The organism is uncultured Propionibacterium sp., assembly GCF_963539965.1.
GTDB lineage: Bacteria > Actinomycetota > Actinomycetes > Propionibacteriales > Propionibacteriaceae > Propionibacterium.
On record NZ_CAUTOU010000056.1, the window covers coordinates 1 to 14,573 of the forward strand.

A 14,573-nucleotide genomic window follows, 5' to 3' on the forward strand; every position below is an offset into this window, starting at 1 on the left:
GGAGGGCCCGGGGCGGCGACGCGCGTGGGGCGGACGAACCTAGAATCGCGCCATGGCCTGGTTTCGCGGGAAGGACGGCGGCGATGGGGCCGCCGAGGATCAGATCGACGTCGCGTCGGCGCTGCACCTGATGGCGTCCGGCGCGGTGGTCGTCGACGTGCGCGGCCGCCGTGAGTACGAGCGCGGACACATGCCCGGGGCCCGCCTGGCCGACTCGAGGGCGCTCGCCGCCTCGCCTGTCGACGCCATCTGGGGGGACGATCCGCTGGCCGAAACGGACAGGCCCATCATCGTCGTCAGCTCCACCGGCTCCCGCGCGGGGCGGGCCGCGCGCGTCCTGCGTCGGGGCGGCTTCGACGCCTCGGCCCTCGCCGGCGGGCTCGTGGCCTGGACCCGGGACGGCCAGGTGCTCGTCCCCGGTCCGTCGCGCTGAGGCGGACGAACGTCCCGGGGCGGAGCCGCCCCGGGACGAGCTGTCAGACCGGCCTGGTCATGTGCGCCACGGCGGCCTCGTCGGTCTGCTCGGCCTCGGCCGCGGCGATCTCGGCCACGCGCTCGGCGTAGGCCTGCTTCTCGGACGCGGTCTCCTCGGCGCCCCAGCCCAGCAGCGGGCCGGCGACCTCGATGACCTCGTCGGCGGCGCCCAGGCCGCGGTCGCGCTGCTCGAGGTCGAGACGGACGCGGCGCAGCAGGATGTCGTCCAGGTGGGCGGCGCCCTCGTGGGTGACGGCCCATGCGACCTCGGCGCGCAGGAAGGCGGGCGCGGCGGCCAGCGGCGCGCCCAGGCCCGGGTCGGCGTCGATGGTGGCCAGCAGGTCGGCCGTCTCGTCGCCGTAGCGGTCGAGCAGGTGCGTGACGCGGGCCAGCGTCCAGCCGCGCTCGCGGGCGATGTCGCCGGCGCGGGCCGCCAGCTCGTGGTACCGGGGGGCGCCGACGAGCTGCAGGTCCTGGGTGGTGCACGGGTGGGCGTGGGCCCCCGCCTCGCCGAGCGCGAAATCGACGGCGTCGGCGGCCATGACGCGGTAAGTCGTCAGTTTGCCGCCGGCGATCGAGGTCAGGCCCGGCACGACACGGCTGACCGTGTGCTCGCGGGAGATCCTGGCCGAGGAGGCCTCCGAGCCGGGCTTGAGCTGGGGCTGCAGCAGCGGGCGCAGACCGGCGTAGACGCCGATGATGTCCCCGCGGGTGATCTTGTCGGCCAGCACCTCGTTGGCGTGGTCGAGCACGTAGTCGATGTCGGCGCTCGTGGCGACCGGCTTGGCGACGTCGCCCTCCCACGGGGTGTCGGTGGTGCCGATGACCCAGTAGCGCTGCCACGGGATGATGAACAGGACCGACTTCTCGGTGCGCAGGAAGATGCCGGTCTCGGCGTCGATGGCCTCCTTGGGCAGGACGATGTGGATGCCCTTCGAGGCGAGCACCTTCAGACCGCCGTCGGAGGTGGCCAGGTCCTGCGTCTGCTCGGTCCACACGCCGGTCGCGTTGATGGTCTGGGCGGCGCGGATGTCGTGCTCGGCGCCGGTGGCCAGGTCGACGACCCGGGCGCCGACGACGTGGCCGTGGTCGTCCTTGAGATAGCCGGTGACCCTGGTGCGGTTCGCGGCGGCGGCGCCGTGGGAGACGGCCGTGCGGACCAGGTCGATGACCAGGCGCGAGTCGTCGACGCGGGCGTCGTAGAAGCGGATGGCGCCGGCCAGCTTGCCGGTGTCGAGGGCCGGGGCGAGGGCGGCGGTGCCCTTGCGGGTCAGGTGCTGCTGCAGCGGCACGGTCCGGTGCCCGTGGGCGCCGGCGACGGCCAGGGCGTCGTACATGCCGACGCCGACCGCGGAGTAGACGCGCTCGTACTCGTGCTTGAGGGGCCACAGGAAGGGCTGGGCCTTGACCAGGTGCGGGGCGTTGCGGGTGAGCAGTCGGCCGCGCTCGGTCAGCGCCTCGTGCACGAGGGCGAAGTCGAGCTGGTAGAGGTAGCGCAGACCGCCGTGGACGAGCTTGGACGACCAGCTCGAGGTGCCGGAGGCCCAGTCGCCCATCTCGACGATGCCGGTGCGCAGGCCACGCGCAGCGGCGTCCAGGGCGATGCCCGCCCCCGTCACACCGCCGCCGACGACGAGGATGTCAAGACCCTCGGGGGCGCTCAGCTCCTCGAGGGCCCGGGCGCGCTGTTCGTTGGTGAGTGCCGAGTCGCGGCGGGACGTGTCCATGAATGCTCCTTCGCAGTTCGCGGGAATGCGGATGCGCTCCTCGGCGTCCGAGTCTTGGCCCGAGCGGCGCCGCGCACAATGATCCCGCACGGAAGTGCAAGGCAAGGCTTGTCTCACGAACGGACGGGCTCGCCCGGCTCGTGGGCCCGGCGGGGGACCCCCGCCGGCCGTCCCGAGCTCTGCAGCGGACGGCGGCGGTGCTCAGGTGTGATGGACCCCGAGGCTGTCGCGCATGCCCAGCTGCTCATCCTGGACGATGCGGACGAGGAGGTCGGCGACGCTGCGGCGCGACACCGTGCGGGCCGCGTTGCGGAAGGGCTCATGGCGGTGGGTCGTCCCGTAGGCGATCTCGTCGGAGTCGTCCAGCCAGGCGGGCCGGATCATCGTGTGATCGAGCCCCGCGCCCTCCACCACGGCGGCGGCGCGCCGGTAGGGGTCGAGCACGGCTCCGGAGCGCTCCCCGGGGATCTCGTCGTAGATGCCCATGGAGCTGACGAAGACCAGGCGCCGGACGCCCTCGGCCCGCATGGCGTCGACGATCACCCGGGCGGCCTCGTCGAGCGGCCCCGACAGGTTCACGTAGACGAGGTCCTGCCCTCGTACGGCCGCCGCGACCGCCTCGGGGTCCAGCGCGTCGCCCCGGACGAGGGTGATGCGCTCCCGGGGCGTGGTGGGCAGCCCGTGGGTGTCGCGGGCGAACAGGGTGAGGTGGCTGTCGGTCCGGGCCAGCAGCTCACGGGTGGCGACCCGGGCGATCTGTCCCGCTGCGCCGATGATGAGGATCTTCTTCATGCCATGTCCTGCCGTGTCGTTGTTCCGTCCTGATCCGGTGGGCCCTGGCGGGCGGCCGCGTGGCACGGACCCGCGCGCGGGGGCCGGCCCCCGTCTCCGGTACGGGCGGCCCGCCCCGCCCAGCTGGCCAGCAGCGCGAGGCTCTCGTCGGCGGGCGAACCGGGGTCGGCGGTGCAGACGTTGAGGCGCAGGCCCTGGTCGGCGGCGACGTCGAGCGCCTCGAAGTCCAGGGCGAGCCGGCCCACGACCGGGTGGTGCAGGAGCTTCGTCCCCGCGCGGTGGGGCCGCACGTTCTGTTCGGCCCACAACGCCCCGAAGGGCTCCGACCTGGTGCACAGCTGTCCGATCAGATCGCTCAGGTCCCTGTCGTACGGGGACCTGGCGGCCTCGAAGTGGAGATGGGCCACGATGTCGCCGCGGACCTGCGAGCAGTGCACGAAGAAACCGGGCGCCCCCGGGTCGAGGAAGGCGTAGCGCGCGGTGTTGGGGCGGCCGTCGGCGCTGGCGGTGGGCGAGTCGAAGACCGGCTGGTAGAGCGCGCGCCCCATGACGTTGCTGGCGAGGATGTCGAACCGGGCATTGCGCACGTAGGCGGGCGCGGGCAGCAGATCGAGCATCCGTTGGAGTGCGGGCCGTATCGTGTCGGTCGGCGCCGGCCGGCTCGCTGCCCGGCGCCGGGCGTCCGTGCCGAGGGGCGAGGCCGCGCGCACCAGCCGCACCAGGTGGTCGTGCTCGTCCGGGCCGAGCCGGAGGGCTCGGCTCACGGAGTCGAGCACCTCCTCCGAGACGCGTCCGGGAGTGCCCCGCTCCAGCCTGATGTAGTACTCGACGCTGATCCCGGCCAGGGAGGCCACTTCCTCGCGGCGCAGCCCGGGGACCCGCCGCCTGCCGCCGGTCGCGGGCAGCCCGGCCTGCGAGGGGCCCAGCCTGCTCCGCCGCGCGACCAGGAAGTCGCTGAGCTCGCTGCGCGCCGTCATGCGACTCAGGGTACAAGGGCCTTGGCGCGGTCGGACAGGCACTGGCGGTTCCCCCCGCGCCGCTGCCTCCTCCCGTCCGGATGCCGCGCCTAACGTGGGGAACGCTCCAGCAGCAACGGAAGGACGGAGAAAAATGAGTGAGAAGACGAGTGAGGTCGTCGTCGTCATCGGTGCCGGCCTGATCGGCCAGGCCATCGCCCGGCGCGTCGGTTCCGGACGGCACGTGGTGCTGGCCGACCTCGACCCGGGGCACGCGCAGCGCACCGTCGAGGACTTCATGGACGCCGGCTTCGACGCCAGCGCCGCACGAGTCGACATCTCCTCGCGGCGGTCCGTGACCGAGCTGGCCGACACGGCGGGGGCGCGGGGCGAGGTCAAGGCCCTGATCCATGCCGCCGGGGTGTCGGCCTCCCAGACCAGTCCCGAGCAGGTCCTCAGGGTCGACCTGTACGGCACGGCCGTCGTCCTCGAGGTCTTCGGCACCGTCGTCGCACCCGGCGGCGCGGCCGTGGTGATCTCGTCGCAGTCGGGGCACCGTCTGCCCGCGCTCACCCCCGACGAGGACCGGCTCCTGGCGACCACTCCCGCCGAGGAGCTGCTCGATCTGCCGCTGTTGGCCCTGGACCGGATCACCGACGGACTGCACGCCTACCAGCTGTCCAAGCGGGCCAATGCGCTGCGGGTGGCCGCCGAGGCGGTGCGCTGGGGCGAGCGGGGCGCCCGGGTGAACGCGATCAGCCCCGGCATCGTCATGACTCCGCTGGCCCGCGACGAGCTCAACGGTCAGCGCGGGGCCGGCTACCGGCGCATGCTGGACCTGTCGCCCGCCGGCCGGGCGGGCACCCCCGACGAGATCGCGGCGATCGGCGAGCTGCTCCTCGGACGGCAGGGGGCCTTCATCACCGGCAGCGACATCCTCGCCGACGGCGGCTCCACCGCATCCTTCTTCTACGGCCCCCTCGGCTCCGAGGCGCCCACCCCCGGGAGATGAGGCGCACCGTTCCGGGACGGTGCGCCGGCGGCTTAGCCAATCCGGCTGTCGTCGCGTAGACTCGGTCCCCGGTCGTGCGCACCGGCGCCCGGCCGAGCATTCGCCCTCCTGCCATGGGACCCTCCCATGGCCGCCGAGACCGAAGGAGGTGGAGTTCGCAATGCGCAAGTACGAGATCATGGCCATCATCAGCCCCGACGTCGATGAGCGCCAGCTGCAGCCCATCGTCGACAAGTACGGCCAGCGCCTGGCGGCCGAAGGCGCCACCGTCGACAACGTCGACGTCTGGGGCCGTCGCCATCTGGCCTACCCGATCGACAAGAAGACAGAGGGCCACTACGTGGTCTGCAATGTGACCGCCGAGCCCGCGGCCGTCGCCGAGGTCGACCGTCTGATGTCGATCGACGAGCAGATTCTTCGCACCAAGGTCCTCCGCACCGACGCCTGATCCGGGTCCCCTCAGGGGCCGGGACCGGAGAACATGCAGTGACCCGGGACACACTGAATTCACGTCAGCCGCATCCGGGCGCCGGTCGAGGACGGGCACGTCAAGGATCAGGCACACCAGTCACGGACAGAGAGAAGGCACACATGGCAGGCGAGACCCAGATCACACTCGTCGGCAATCTCACCGCCGATCCCGAGTTGCGCTTCACCCCCTCGGGAGCGGCGGTCGCCAATTTCACGGTGGCGTCCACGCCGCGCACCTTCGACCGTCAGAACAACGAGTGGCGCGACGGCGAGGCGATGTTCCTCAACTGCTCGGTGTGGCGTCAGGCCGCGGAGAACGTGGCCGAGTCGCTGACCAAGGGCATGCGCGTCGTCGTGCAGGGTCGGCTGCGGGCCCGCAGCTACGACGACCGCGAGGGCAACCGCCGCACGGTCTTCGAGGTGCAGGTCGATGAGATCGGCCCCTCGCTGCGCTATGCCACCGCCCGTGTGACGCGCACCCCCTCGGGTGGTGGCTGGCAGCAGAACAGCGGCTCCGGGGCCCAGTCCTCGTACGGTGCCGGCAGCGCCCAGCCCGGCCACCGGCCCCAGCAGGCCTCCGGCGGTCAGCAGGACTGGGGCCAGGCTCCGCAGGGCGGCAACCAGTCCCAGCAGGTCAACGACCCGTGGGCCAATGCCCAGAGCGACGAACCGCCGTTCTGACCGTCGGCCCGGCCCCACCACCGGGTGAGGCCGGGGCCCAGCGCCGTCCCATCGAACACGGGACATCAGACATCCCATCAAACATCAAGGCACATTCCGGTGATGGAACACCGGGCTCACGGGGCCGCCCCCAGCGGCGGGCCCGCGCAACAGAAGGAGCACCACAATGGCCGGTCCACAGCGCAAGTCTGTGAACAAGAAGAAGGTCGCCCCCATCAAGACGACCCACGTCGCGAATATCGACTACAAGGACACCGCCACGCTGCGCAAGTTCATCTCCGAGCGCGGCAAGATCCGCGCCCGCCGCGTGACCGGGCTGTCCGTCCAGGACCAGCGCAAGGTCGCCATCGCGATCAAGAATGCACGCGAGATGGCCCTGCTGCCCTACACCTCGAGCAGCCGCTGAGAAGGGGAAACGCTGACATGAAGCTCATTCTCACCACTGCCGTCCAGCATCTCGGCGAGGCCGGCGATGTCGTCGAGGTCAGGGACGGCTACGGCCGCAACTACCTGCTGCCCCAGGGCCATGCGATCGCCTACAACCGCGGCACCGCGAAGCAGATCGAGGGCATCCGGCGTGCGCGCAACGCGCGCGTCATCCGCGACAACGAGCACGCACTGCAGCTGCGCGAGCAGCTCGAGGCCCTGACCGTCCGGGTCCCGGCCAATGTCTCGGTGTCCGGCAAGCTGTTCGGCGCCGTCACCGGCTCCGACGTCGCCGTCGCCGTCAAGAGGGCCGGCGGCCCGGCACTCGACAAGCGCGCGATCAAGCCGTTGAAGCCGATCAAGCGCCTCGGCAACCACTCCGTCCAGGTCCGGCTCACGGACGCCGTGAAGATGCGCCTCGACATCGAGGTCGTCGCCGCCGGCTGACGGTCCTCCCGATGGCCACTGCGGCCGCGTCCCACGTGGGACGCGGCCGCAGTGCTGTGCTGCGGGCGCTCCCCGCTTCGCCGCGCCTTCGAATCCTCCGAGGGGTCCTGTTCGTGCCCTCCTTCGCGGGGCTCGCCGCGCCGTGGTGGAGGCCGAAGGCCGGAGCCTCCCTGAGCGGGATGACCCTGTCGACGGGGCGTCCGCTGGCGGCGTGCGGTGGAGACGGGCCTGGCGGCCGAACCATGAGCGTCAACCGGGCGCTCGTCGTGATCGTGGCGATCTTCCTCGCCATCGGCGCGATCGACCGGGCGGCGGGGAGCAAGGTTCGGGCTGGGGGCCGAGCTGGAGGAGGGCATGAGCACCTTCGGGTCCCTTGCCCTGTCGATGGTGGGCACGGTCCTCGCTGGCCCCGGTGCCGGCGAAGCTGCTGAAGCCGATGATCGTCCCGGTGCACCGCTTCCTCGGCGCCGACCCGTCCATGTTCGCCGGGACCCTGCTGGTCAATGACATGGGGGTGCCCCTTGGCGGCGGCCATGGCCGAGAACGAGCAGGCGGGTCTTCTCGCCGGGACCGTGCTGGCCGCGATGATGGGGTGCACGGTCGTCTTCACGATCTGGGCATCGTGGATGCGCGCTACCGCTCCGAGTTCGCCAATGGCGTGCTCGTGGGCGTGGTCACCATTCCCGTCGGGGTCCCGGCCGGCGTCCTGGTGGCAGGATTCCCCGTCGTCATGGTGCTCGCCAATCTGGTGCCGATCGTGCTCGCCGCTGTTCTCATCGCGATCGGCCTGTGGCGCGTTCCCGATGCGATGACGAAGGGTTTCCTCGTGCTCGGAAAGTTCCTCGTGGTGATCATCTCGCTCGCTCTCGCCGTCGGCTCCTTCGAGTTCCTCACGGAGCGGGGGCCATGCCGGCCGGCTGAGAACTCGCCCCCCGTGATGGACGGCATGACGATCGTCGCGCAGATCTGCCTGTTCCTCATGGGCGCGTTCGTACTCATGGACTTGATCGTCAGGGTCGGCGGACGGCCACTGGCCTCCTTCGGCCGGGTGCTCGGGATCAACGAGGTGGCCTCGGGCGGTTCCGTGGTCACCATGGCCGACGCCATCCCCACGTTCCAGATGATGAAGGACATGGACCGGCGGGGGTCTTCCTCAGCACCGCGTGGTCGATCTCGGCCATGGCCGTGCTGGGACCATCTCGGGTTCACCGCCGGCGTGGCGCCCCGGATGATCGCCCCCACGATCACCGGCGAGCTCGCGGCGGCCGCAGTGGCGGTGCTGGTCGCCTGCGCCATCGCGCGCCGTCGTTACCCCGCCTGCCGTCCCGGGGACGAGGGGCCCGATGCCCCGTACCGGACCGAACGGGATTCGAGGACCGTCGGCGCGCTTCCGGCGGAGGCGGAGGGGGAGGAGTGAACGAATCGGTGTTCGACGTCGTCGTCATCGGCGCAGGGGTCGTAGGGTCCGCCATCGCCCGTGGCCTGGCGGGGAGCGGGAACCGGGCGGGTCTGCTGGACGCCCGCGACGACGTGCAGGGTGGCCGACCGGATCGTGCTGGCCGCGCCCTCCAGGATGGGCAAGGGCATGCTCGTCTCACCCACGATCTTCGGCAACATCACGGTGGGGCCGACGGCCGAGGACATGGAGGACCGGACCGACACCGCAATTAAGCGGGGCGGCTTCGGCTTCCTCCAGGAGAAGTGCCACAGGATCGTCCCCGAGCTCCGACGGGAGGAGATCAGCGACGCGTACGCCGGGCTGCGTGCGGCCCACGATCTCGCCGACTACCTCCTCGAGGCCGACGAGTCGCAGCGCTATGTGATAACGGCCGGGATCCGCTCGACCGGGCTCACCTCCGCTCTGGCCGTAGCGAGCACGTGCTGGGCCTGCGGCGCCGCACCCGCGCGATGAGCGGCCGCTGCTGGCCCATGGCGCCCGGTCGGGCGTTCCGCATCCCGGCCGGTCTCCTCGACGGGGTGGATCCGGCCGGGGGCGATGTCACCATCGGGGTGAGGTGAGGGACGGGCCGGAACGGCATGACGGGAGCGAGGTGCCCCGCTGGGCGGCGGCTCCGCGCCGGACCGCGCACGACGATGTGCCGTGCGCGCCGACGAGTGGCAGACTCGCCCGTGGCGGAAGGAGGCCCATGCCCAGTCTCAGCAGCCGAGTCGGCGCCTTCACCGACTCGGTCATCCGGCGCATGACCAGGATCAACGATTCGGTGCCCGGTTCGATCAACCTGTCCCAGGGGTTCCCCGACTGGCGGCCGCCGCCCGCCGTCATGGACCGCCTGGCGCAGGTGGCCCACGAGGGGCCCCACCAGTACTCGACGACCTGGGGCGCCCAGAACATCCGGGAGGCCATCGCCGACAAGTACGGTCCGGGCGTCGGCCGCCGGGTCGACCCGGACTCGCAGATCTGCGTCACCTGCGGCGGCACCGAGGCCATGATGGCCGCTGTCATGACCGTCTGCGACCCCGGCGACCGGGTCATCGTCTTCAGCCCCTTCTACGAGAACTACGGCGCCGACGCCCTGCTGTCCGGCGCGCGGGCCGTCTTCGTCCCGCTGCGCCCGCCGTCCTTCACCTTCGACCCCGGCGAACTCGAACGGGCCTTCGCGGCCGGCGCCAGGGCGATCATCGTCTGCAATCCCTCGAACCCGACCGGCCGCGTCCTCGGCCGCGACGAGCTGGCGACCATCGCCGATCTGGCCAGGCGGTACGATGCCTTCGTCATCACCGACGAGGTCTACGAGCACATCGTCTTCGACGACAACGAGCACGTGACGATGGCCTCCCTGCCCGGCATGGCCGGGCGCACCATCTGCTGCAACTCCCTGTCCAAGACCTACTCGATGACCGGCTGGCGCCTCGGCTTCCTCATCGGCCCCGCCGAGGTCATCGAGGGCGCCCGCAAGGTGCACGACTTCCTCACCGTCGGCGCCGCCGCCCCGCTGCAGGAGGCCGCCGTCGTCGGCCTGCGGCAGGGGCCCGAGTACTACGCGTGGCTGCGGGACGAGTACACGCGCAAGCGCGGCATCCTCTGCGCCGGGCTGGATGCCGCGGCCCTGGACTACAACCGTCCGCAGGGCACCTACTTCGTCATGGTCGACATCGCGCGGCTCCTGCAGGACCCGCGCTTCGCGGGCATGACCGACCTGGACTTCTGCACCTGGATGATCCACGAGATCGGTGTCGCCGCCGTGCCCGGCTCGAGCTTCTTCCACGACCCGGTGAACAACTGGGTCCGTCTCCACTTCGCCCGCGCCGACGAGGTGCTCGCCGAGGCGGGCCGGCGCCTGGCCGGGCTCGCGGAGTACGGGTGAGCGCCGTGAGGGGACCCGGGACGGACGACCCCGCGCTGGACTACAGCCACGGCCACGATCCGAGCGTGCTCGCCTCGCACGCCACCCGCACCGCGGCGAACAGCTGCGCCTACTTCCTCGACCTGGTCGAGCCCGGCGACAGGATCCTCGACCTGGGCTGCGGCCCCGGGTCGATCAGTCTCGACCTGGCCGGGATCGTCGGCCCGACCGGCCGGGTGGTCGGCGTCGACTTCGCCCTGGCCGCTGTCGCGGCGGCCCGCCGGGCCGCCGCGGCGAGAGGGGACGGGCGCACGCGCTTCCTCGTCGGCGATGTCTTCGACCCGCCGCTGGAGCGGGGCCGCTTCGACGTCGTCCACGCCCACCAATTGCTCCAGCACGTGGCCGACCCCGTCGCGGTGCTGCAGACCATGGGCCAGTTGTGCGCGCCCGGCGGCATCGTCGTGGCGCGCGACGCCGACTACGCGGGCATGACCTGGTTCCCCGCCAGTACGGCGCTGGAGCGCTGGCGCGAGATCTACAGCATCGGCGCCCGCGCCCACGGCGGAGAGCCGGACGCCGGACGCCGCCTGCTCTCGTGGGCGAACACGGCCGGGCTGCGCGTGATCAGCGCCGGGTCCTCCACGTGGACCTACGCCGACGACGCGGCGCGCACCTGGTGGGCCAGTAGCCAGGCCCGGCGCGTGCGCCGCTCGAACTTCGCGCGGCAGGCCGCCGAGCAGGGCTGCGGCCCGGCCCAGATCGAGGAGACCGCGCAGGGCTGGGAGCGCTGGGGCGCCAACCCGGACGGCTGGTTCTGCATGCCCCACGGCGAGATCATCGCCAGCCCCGAGTGGGACTGAACCGCCCCGTCTGCTGCCCTAGGCCGGCCTCACGAGACGCTCGACGACGCGGGCGGCCAGGCCCAGCAGGATGTCGATGCCGATCGCCAGCACCACGATGATGATCGCCGAGGCGAGCATCTGCGGGTAGTCCTGCGTCTTGAGGCCGCGGAAGAGGAGGACGCCCAGGCCGCCGCCGCCCACGTAGGCGGCCAGCGTGGCCGTCGCGATCACCTGGACGACGGCATTGCGCACCCCGCCGATGAGCTGGGGCGCGCCGAGCGGGATCTCCACCTTCACGAGCACCTGCCCCTCCGACATGCCCACCGCGCGGGCCGCGTCGACCGTCACCGGATCGATGGACCCGATGCCCGAGTAGGCGCCGGCGATCACCGAGGGCATGGCCAGCACGGTCAGCGCGACGAGCGGGGCCACCAGCCCGACGCCGGCCAGCAGCCCCACGAGCGTCAGCAGGCCGATCGCCGGCAGCGCGCGGGCCGCTCCGGTGAGCCCGACGACGAGCTGGCGCCCCCTGCCGGTGTGCCCGATGCAGTAGCCGAGCGGCACTCCGATGACGACCGAGACGAGCGTGGCCCAGCCGGTGATCGCCAGGTGCTGGCCGGTCAGCGCCCAGATGCCGTCGGGCCCCGAGCCGTGCGCGGGGTCGGCGATCCAGACGAGGGCCCGGGCGATCCAGTTCACGGACGGCCCCCCGCCCCGCGCGCCCAGGGCAGCAGGAGGCGCCCCAGCACGACGAGCAGCAGATCGACGGTCACCGCCAGCACGACGGTGGCGACCAGTCCGGCCATGACCTCGGCGAGGATGCCGCGCTGGAAGCCGTTGACGAAGAGCATGCCCAGCGAGTTCGTCCCGAGGACGCCCGAGACCGAGACGAGGGCGATCGTGCTCACGGCGACGACGCGCAGGCCCGCCAGCAGGCCCGGCCCCGACAGGGGGAGCTCCACCCTGAGGAAGCGCTGCGGACCGTTGTGGCCCATCGCCGTCGCGGCGGTCGTCACATCGGCGGGCACGGCGTCGAGGGCGTCCGTCGCGGCGCGGATCATGAGCGCGAAGGCGTAGATCGACAGGGCCGCGACGACGTTCAGGTCGTCGCGCACGCTCGTGCCGATGACGAGCGGCAGGACGATGAGCAGCGGCAGCGAGGGGATCGCGTAGATGAGGCTGCCCAGCGTGACGAGCATGAAGCGGGTCCAGTGGTAGCGGTGCGCGAGCCAGGCCACCGGGATCGAGACGAGGAAGCCGAGGACGATCGCCGGCAGCGCCAGTGCCAGATGGTCGCCGGTCGCCGACCAGATCGTCGGCCAGTTGTTGTTCAGCCAGGTCATGGGCGGCCCCCGGGGATCCCGTCCTGCCCGTCGAGGCGCCCGACCGGCCGGCCGTTGGCGTCCATGACGATGCGCGCGCCGTTGATCTCGCTGATCGACAGCGAGCTGGCGCCGTCTCCCAGGCCGATGAAGTCCGACACGTACTCGCTCGCCGGGTGGGCGATGAACTCCCGGGCGGGGCCGGCCTGGGCGATGCGCGCGCCGGTCGCCAGCAGGACGATCTGATCGCCGAGCGCGAAGGCCTCGCCGATGTCGTGGGTGACGAACAGGATCGTCTTGGAGATGTCGGCCTGCAGCCTCACCAGGTCGGCCTGCAGCTCGGCGCGAACGATCGGATCGACGGCGCCGAAGGGCTCGTCCATGAGCAGCACGTCGGGGTCGGCGGCCAGTGCGCGGGCGACGCCGACGCGCTGGGCCTGGCCGCCCGAGAGCCGGCCCGGGTAGCGCATGGCCAGGGACTCGTCGAGGCCGACGCGCACGAGCAGCTCGTAGGCGTCCTCGCGGGCCCGCCGCCTGGACCGGCCGAGCAGCATGGGCACGGTCGCGATGTTGTCGATCACGCGGCGGTGGGGCAGCAGGCCGGAGTTCTGCATGGCGTAACCGATCGAGCGGCGCAGCGCAACGGGATCGACGCCGGAGATGTCCCGGTCCCCGATGAGGATGCGCCCGGAGGTCGGCGTGACGAGCCGGTTCACCATGCGCAGCAGGGTCGTCTTGCCGCAGCCCGACAGACCCACCAGGACGGTGATGCGCCCGGCCGGCGCCGTCAGCGAGAAGTCCTGCACGGCCGCCGTGCCGCCGGCGAAGATCTTGCTCACCGCGTCGAAGCGGATCGCGGGGGCGCCGGCGGGAGGTGCTGCAGTGGCCATGCGCTCAAGGTTAAGTGAGCGCGGGCGCTGCTCGCCCGTTGTCCACTGCCACGTGCAGGCGCTCGGGCGTTCCGGTCCCGCGGCACCGCCAGCCCGTAGACTTGGTTCCCATGAGCGGACGAACGATCATCATCACCGGGGCGAGCGGCGGCATCGGTGCCGAGGCCGCCAGGAAGCTCACCGCGCGGGGCGAGAAGGTGGTGATCGTCGGGCGCAACCCCCAGCGCACCGCCGATGTCGCCCGTCCGATCGGCGCCGACTACTTCCTGGCCGACTTCAACCACTTGGACGAGGTGCGCGAGCTGGCCCGCCAGCTGGACGAGCGCTACGAGCGCATCGACGTGCTCGTCAACAACGCCGGCGCCGTCGCGGCCCGCCGCCGTGTCACCTTCGACGGTTTCGAACAGGACCTGCAGGTGAACTACTTGGCGCCCTTCCTGCTGACGAACCTGCTCATGGACAGGCTCGCCGCCTGCCAGGCGTCGGTCGTCACCACGTCCTCCGTCGCGCACCGCATCGCCAGACTCGACCTGGACGACCTCCAGCTCGAGAGGGGCTGGGGGGTCATGCGGGCCTATGCCAACTCGAAGCTGCTCGACATCGTCTTCACCCGCCAGCTGCAACGCCGCTTCGGCCCCCTCGGCGTCAACGCCGTCTGCCTCCACCCCGGCATCGTCGCCAGCGGTTTCGCGCACGACGTGGGCAGAGGGCTCGGCTGGTGGTACCGCTCCCGCCTGGGCCGGCTGGTGATGACCAAGCCCGCCGAGGCGGCCGAGGGCATCGTCTTCCTCGCCGAGGGCAGCCCGGGGGAGGACTGGGCGCCCGGCGGCTACTACGCCGGCACGAGGCGCTCGCGCACCACGTCCCGGGCGCGCGACCGCGGGCTCGCGGAACGCGTTTGGGCGACGACCGCCGAGATGCTCGGCATCGAGGCCTGAGTCCGGTTCGAGATGCTCGGCATCGAGGCCTGAGACCGGGTTCAGGACTGTTCGCGCACCCAGCCCGCCACCGCGGCGCGCAGGTTCTGGCCGCCCTCGGGCGTGACGGGTGCGAGGGCGGCGACGCCCTGATCGAGCGGCGTCCGGGCGTCCCCGGAGGGGCGCCCGGCGAAGACGATGACCGGGACGTCCGACTCGCGGGCCGCCGCGGTGACGTCCGCGACCGTCCCGCCGGTGGGCGCCCGGGGATCCGCGGCGCCTCCGCCGGTGAGCACGGCGGTGGCCCCGGC

General features: G+C 72.1%; 17 protein-coding genes and 1 pseudogene. 11 read left to right on the plus strand and 7 right to left on the minus strand.

From position 1 onward, the window contains the following. The first annotated feature begins 52 nt into the window (after window positions 1-52). Window positions 53-433: a rhodanese-like domain-containing protein gene (locus tag R2N01_RS09005; protein ID WP_316670431.1), complete on the plus strand. Its 381-nt coding sequence runs from the start codon at window positions 53-55 to the stop codon at window positions 431-433. A 43-nt stretch (window positions 434-476) separates the two neighbouring features. Here R2N01_RS09005 and R2N01_RS09010 read toward each other — a convergent pair whose 3' ends face one another. The 3 genes from R2N01_RS09010 to R2N01_RS09020 form a co-directional block, all read right to left on the minus strand. Continuing rightward, window positions 477-2,201 (minus strand): glycerol-3-phosphate dehydrogenase/oxidase, encoded by a 1,725-nt coding sequence (locus tag R2N01_RS09010; RefSeq protein ID WP_316670432.1) that lies wholly within the window; start codon window positions 2,199-2,201, stop codon window positions 477-479. Between the two features lie 201 nt (window positions 2,202-2,402). Further along, window positions 2,403-2,993 (minus strand): NAD(P)H-binding protein, encoded by a 591-nt coding sequence (locus R2N01_RS09015; RefSeq protein WP_316670434.1) that lies wholly within the window; start codon window positions 2,991-2,993, stop codon window positions 2,403-2,405. Further along, window positions 2,990-3,970, minus strand: coding sequence for a helix-turn-helix transcriptional regulator (locus R2N01_RS09020; RefSeq protein ID WP_316670435.1), 981 nt, complete (start codon window positions 3,968-3,970; stop codon window positions 2,990-2,992). The genes R2N01_RS09015 and R2N01_RS09020 overlap by 4 nt, the downstream gene beginning before the upstream one ends. A 133-nt stretch (window positions 3,971-4,103) precedes the next feature. On the opposite strand from R2N01_RS09020, the gene R2N01_RS09025 reads away from it, so the two are divergent. The 9 genes and pseudogenes from R2N01_RS09025 (at window position 4,104) to R2N01_RS09065 (ending at window position 11,151) form a co-directional block, all read left to right on the plus strand. After that, window positions 4,104-4,961 (plus strand): SDR family oxidoreductase, encoded by an 858-nt coding sequence (locus tag R2N01_RS09025; protein ID WP_316670436.1) that lies wholly within the window; start codon window positions 4,104-4,106, stop codon window positions 4,959-4,961. A gap of 160 nt (window positions 4,962-5,121) precedes the next feature. Next, the gene (rpsF, locus tag R2N01_RS09030; RefSeq protein WP_316670438.1) at window positions 5,122-5,409 is read left to right on the plus strand and encodes a 30S ribosomal protein S6; all 288 of its coding nucleotides are present in this window, start codon (window positions 5,122-5,124) and stop codon (window positions 5,407-5,409) included. Window positions 5,410-5,552: 143 nt separating this feature from the next. After that, window positions 5,553-6,113: a single-stranded DNA-binding protein gene (locus R2N01_RS09035; RefSeq protein WP_316670439.1), complete on the plus strand. Its 561-nt coding sequence runs from the start codon at window positions 5,553-5,555 to the stop codon at window positions 6,111-6,113. Window positions 6,114-6,279: 166 nt separating this feature from the next. Then, window positions 6,280-6,519 (plus strand): 30S ribosomal protein S18, encoded by a 240-nt coding sequence (gene rpsR, locus R2N01_RS09040; protein ID WP_316670440.1) that lies wholly within the window; start codon window positions 6,280-6,282, stop codon window positions 6,517-6,519. Window positions 6,520-6,536: 17 nt separating this feature from the next. After that, on the plus strand, window positions 6,537-6,986 hold the full coding sequence (gene rplI, locus R2N01_RS09045) for a 50S ribosomal protein L9 (protein ID WP_316670441.1): 450 nt from the start codon (window positions 6,537-6,539) through the stop codon (window positions 6,984-6,986). A 412-nt stretch (window positions 6,987-7,398) separates the two neighbouring features. Beyond that, window positions 7,399-8,403 (plus strand): annotated as a pseudogene (gene eutH, locus R2N01_RS09050) (ethanolamine utilization protein EutH). A 120-nt stretch (window positions 8,404-8,523) separates the two neighbouring features. Further along, complete coding sequence (locus tag R2N01_RS09055; RefSeq protein WP_316670444.1) at window positions 8,524-8,898, plus strand: FAD-dependent oxidoreductase; 375 nt, start codon at window positions 8,524-8,526, stop codon at window positions 8,896-8,898. Between the two features lie 235 nt (window positions 8,899-9,133). Continuing rightward, complete coding sequence (locus R2N01_RS09060; protein ID WP_316670445.1) at window positions 9,134-10,312, plus strand: pyridoxal phosphate-dependent aminotransferase; 1,179 nt, start codon at window positions 9,134-9,136, stop codon at window positions 10,310-10,312. Beyond that, complete coding sequence (locus R2N01_RS09065) at window positions 10,309-11,151, plus strand: methyltransferase domain-containing protein (protein WP_316670446.1); 843 nt, start codon at window positions 10,309-10,311, stop codon at window positions 11,149-11,151. The genes R2N01_RS09060 and R2N01_RS09065 overlap by 4 nt, the downstream gene beginning before the upstream one ends. An 18-nt stretch (window positions 11,152-11,169) precedes the next feature. On the opposite strand, the gene R2N01_RS09070 is transcribed toward R2N01_RS09065, so the two are convergent. The 3 genes from R2N01_RS09070 to R2N01_RS09080 are packed head-to-tail and all read right to left on the minus strand — an operon-like array spanning window position 11,170 to window position 13,345. Next, on the minus strand, window positions 11,170-11,832 hold the full coding sequence (locus R2N01_RS09070; protein ID WP_316670448.1) for an ABC transporter permease: 663 nt from the start codon (window positions 11,830-11,832) through the stop codon (window positions 11,170-11,172). Then, window positions 11,829-12,476 (minus strand): ABC transporter permease subunit, encoded by a 648-nt coding sequence (locus tag R2N01_RS09075; RefSeq protein WP_316670449.1) that lies wholly within the window; start codon window positions 12,474-12,476, stop codon window positions 11,829-11,831. Before R2N01_RS09075 ends, R2N01_RS09070 begins: the two co-directional genes overlap by 4 nt. Beyond that, complete coding sequence (locus R2N01_RS09080; RefSeq protein WP_316670451.1) at window positions 12,473-13,345, minus strand: ATP-binding cassette domain-containing protein; 873 nt, start codon at window positions 13,343-13,345, stop codon at window positions 12,473-12,475. The genes R2N01_RS09075 and R2N01_RS09080 overlap by 4 nt, the downstream gene beginning before the upstream one ends. Window positions 13,346-13,455: 110 nt before the next feature. On the opposite strand from R2N01_RS09080, the gene R2N01_RS09085 reads away from it, so the two are divergent. Then, window positions 13,456-14,283, plus strand: coding sequence for an SDR family NAD(P)-dependent oxidoreductase (locus tag R2N01_RS09085; protein WP_316670453.1), 828 nt, complete (start codon window positions 13,456-13,458; stop codon window positions 14,281-14,283). A 41-nt stretch (window positions 14,284-14,324) separates the two neighbouring features. Here R2N01_RS09085 and R2N01_RS09090 read toward each other — a convergent pair. After that, on the minus strand, window positions 14,325-14,573 hold a 249-nt coding region (locus R2N01_RS09090), incomplete at its 5' end, for a glycerate kinase (RefSeq protein ID WP_316670455.1).

Coding starts and splice junctions, on each gene's coding strand:
- R2N01_RS09060 (WP_316670445.1), top strand. CDS start 9,134: ATGCCCAGTCTCAGCAGCCGAGTCGGCGCCTTCACCGACTCGGTCATC.
- R2N01_RS09025 (WP_316670436.1), top strand. CDS start 4,104: ATGAGTGAGAAGACGAGTGAGGTCGTCGTCGTCATCGGTGCCGGCCTG.
- R2N01_RS09035 (WP_316670439.1), top strand. CDS start 5,553: ATGGCAGGCGAGACCCAGATCACACTCGTCGGCAATCTCACCGCCGAT.
- rpsF (WP_316670438.1), top strand. CDS start 5,122: ATGCGCAAGTACGAGATCATGGCCATCATCAGCCCCGACGTCGATGAG.
- R2N01_RS09015 (WP_316670434.1), bottom strand. CDS start 2,993: ATGAAGAAGATCCTCATCATCGGCGCAGCGGGACAGATCGCCCGGGTC.
- R2N01_RS09020 (WP_316670435.1), bottom strand. CDS start 3,970: ATGACGGCGCGCAGCGAGCTCAGCGACTTCCTGGTCGCGCGGCGGAGC.
- rpsR (WP_316670440.1), top strand. CDS start 6,280: ATGGCCGGTCCACAGCGCAAGTCTGTGAACAAGAAGAAGGTCGCCCCC.
- R2N01_RS09010 (WP_316670432.1), bottom strand. CDS start 2,201: ATGGACACGTCCCGCCGCGACTCGGCACTCACCAACGAACAGCGCGCC.
- R2N01_RS09085 (WP_316670453.1), top strand. CDS start 13,456: ATGAGCGGACGAACGATCATCATCACCGGGGCGAGCGGCGGCATCGGT.
- R2N01_RS09005 (WP_316670431.1), top strand. CDS start 53: ATGGCCTGGTTTCGCGGGAAGGACGGCGGCGATGGGGCCGCCGAGGAT.
- R2N01_RS09080 (WP_316670451.1), bottom strand. CDS start 13,345: ATGGCCACTGCAGCACCTCCCGCCGGCGCCCCCGCGATCCGCTTCGAC.
- rplI (WP_316670441.1), top strand. CDS start 6,537: ATGAAGCTCATTCTCACCACTGCCGTCCAGCATCTCGGCGAGGCCGGC.
- R2N01_RS09075 (WP_316670449.1), bottom strand. CDS start 12,476: ATGACCTGGCTGAACAACAACTGGCCGACGATCTGGTCGGCGACCGGC.